This is a genomic window from Autumnicola edwardsiae (assembly GCF_031846505.1).
In the GTDB taxonomy this organism is placed as follows: domain Bacteria; phylum Bacteroidota; class Bacteroidia; order Flavobacteriales; family Flavobacteriaceae; genus Autumnicola; species Autumnicola edwardsiae.
In genome coordinates, this window is sequence record NZ_JAVRHP010000188.1 from 1 (window position 1) to 2768 (window position 2768).

Consider the following 2768-nt stretch of genomic DNA (forward strand, 5'->3'; position numbering starts at 1 on the left):
AATACATAGCTTTTGAATTTAGATTAAACATTTTCTGATAATATTCGGTAATGGTTGGGATGCTTATCTCTGTAATAAGCCAAGTGGCTTTCGCCACTCTGAACTTGGTAATTTTCTCTACTCGACTGATAATGCTTTTCAGCTTCTTGTAGCGAAATTTTAGGTTTTTTAGATACTCGTTTCATAATGGTATATTTTGATTAAACAATATTTGAGCAGTACCCAAACGGAAGCTAAAATCTCAGCTCAAAAGGAAACGGAATAAATAAGCGTAGGATGTTGCGTTGGTTTTATGCCGTAGTCTTTTGATGGGTGTATTTTACGAGTTTACCTTTGCGCTAACTATTGATTGATAACCCCTTTCTTATGAACCCATCTTTTAAAAAACTATCATAAAAAAGAAAAAGGGCCAGCACGAATGCCGACCCTTCTTCAAACAACAAAAGCTACTCGTTGAGTTCCTGAATTTTCTTTTCAAGAACTGTGATGCGCTCTTTCAAACGTGCTTCACGCTTGTCTCTCTTTTCGGCATATTCTTTTTCAATGCCGGCAATCTTGGATTTGTAATAGCCCTGCATTGCGTTGTAGAATGAAATGTTCGTCAAGTTATTGACGTGATTACTTTCGCCAAAATGTACTTGCTTTGTGAGCATATACCGAATCAACTTGTGAAAGATTTCCTTTTTGAACTTCTTCTTGAAATTTTCGACCATTTCAACTTTAGTCATCTTTGAAGTGTCGCCCAAGAACTTTGAAAAATACTTTTGTTGACTCATATAGTCCACATTATTTTCAAAGAGCGATATCGAGAATGCGACCATTTCATCCATTGAAAGTGTCTTCTTCGTATTAATGTATTTTGTTTCACGCATCATCTGCACAACTTCTTCAAACTGGTTGTTGTTCTCTATTTGATTCTTGCGGATTTCTCTTTCGTTGATTTTAATGATTTGTTCTTCGGGTGTACAATCTGCCATTTTTCTGTTGGCCAATGGTGCGGAATATTCCGTAGAATCGTTCTTTGATTTTTCAACAATCTTTACAAAAATTTCTTTTTGCTGGAATGAATCGGGACGGAACACAATACCGTTTTTAAATCCATCTTCTTTTGCGGAATTGAATTTTTCCAATGCTTCTTTATAATTCTGCATTGCTTCATCCAATTCCTCCTTTAATTCATTTTCAGAATAATCGTAATGTTGATATTCTATCTTAATATCCTCAATTGTTGGCTCAATCGGGTTCTCTATAATTTCAACATCGTCAAGTAGATAGACCGTCAATCCGTTCTTTTCTAATTGCGATATAATGAGCTGATTGTTTTCGTCATCTGCCCAATATTGTCGTATTTCAGGAATTAAAAGAATATTCTCTTTTTTGGATTTTTCAATCAGGTTCAAGAGCGATTTACTTTTCTTAGTTTCGAAACAGGCTGCTTTTGTACAAACCATTTTACCATCGCCAAACAGATTGCCTTGATTTGCAGCATTGAAAGGACATTCAACACAAGACCCAGCTTTTGGGACCAATTTTTTATCGGCTACATCAAAGGATGCTTTTTCCAAATCATAGGTCTGGTCTTTAATCATCCTGTTAATCTGATGCGCATTAAAATCTTCGCCCATCGTTTCCAACATCATCTGCTGTTCTTCCGGTTCAAATAGCGCAACACCAACACCCAAGGAAATTGTCATTTCGCCATTGCGGACATAGTGCTTGAAACCGTCAATCAATCCGGCTAATTTTAATCGCTGTCTGATGAAGTTATCTGTTCTACCCAATCGCTTTGCAATTTCGGTAGGTGCATATCTCTCACTTAGGTAAGCAATCGCCTCAGCTTCTTCGGTAGGCTCGACATCCTGTCTTTGCAAGTTTTCGATAATCTGAACTTCAAGCACATCATTGTTCTCATAAGTTCTCACGATACAGGGTACGGTCTTTTTTCCTGCCAGCTTGCTTGCACGATATCGGCGTTCGCCCATCACGATGATGTAATGGCCATTTAGTTGCCTTACCGTGATTGGCTGTAACACACCGTGCTTTTCGACACTCTCGGAAAGCTGCTTCAATGCATCCTCGTTGAAAGTCTTTCTCGGTTGTTCTGGGTCGGGCTTGATATTGCCCAATGGTAAGTTCTGAATTTGAAGTACGGATGTTTTCATTCCCTTCACTTCATTTTTGGCAGTAGATTTCGCTGTACTGCGCTTCTTTGTGGTACTCGCTTTTGTTGTCATAATACTCAAATTTTTGATTAAACAATATTTGAGCAGAAACCAAACGGAAGATAAAATCTTGGCTCAAAAGGAAACGGAATAAACGAGTAGGGGAAGAAGCGTTGACTTTATGCCGTAGTCTTTTGATGGAAGTATTTTACGAGTTTACCTTGCGTGTATATTGTATGATAATAAACCCCTCTTAATTGAATTTTTATTTTCAATCCATTGATAATATTTTAGTTTAATATTTATTGGTAATAAATGTTATTAATTGAAAAGAATTATTATTTTTGCATCAGACGAAACAAATTGGACTACAACTCACGAGAATTAGTTCACAAATCGTCAACATAGATAAAAATATTTGGCAGAAGTGCCGTAGTGACAGGGCTGGTTTAGCAAGGTTACAGTCTCGTCCAGACCGCAAAGTTGCAAAAGCCTTTCAGTAATGAGAGGCTTTTTTTATGGGGTGAATTGTCTTCGAGTTGTGGGAACTCGCGTGTTTATTGGAACTAATTTCAAAATTACAAAGCTTGTCCTGTCATAGGATGA

Annotated in this window: 1 protein-coding gene; it reads right to left on the minus strand. The window is 37.3% G+C overall.

The genetic code is table 11. From position 1 onward, the window contains the following. Positions 1-446: 446 nt before the first annotated feature. Positions 447-2234, minus strand: coding sequence for a ParB/RepB/Spo0J family partition protein (locus tag RM529_RS16770; protein WP_311485895.1), 1788 nt, complete (start codon positions 2232-2234; stop codon positions 447-449). Positions 2235-2768: the final 534 nt, after the last annotated feature.

Bases quoted from the DNA above. Each gene is read 5' to 3' on its own strand.
- RM529_RS16770 (WP_311485895.1), bottom strand. From the start codon at position 2,234: ATGACAACAAAAGCGAGTACCACAAAGAAGCGCAGTACAGCGAAATCT.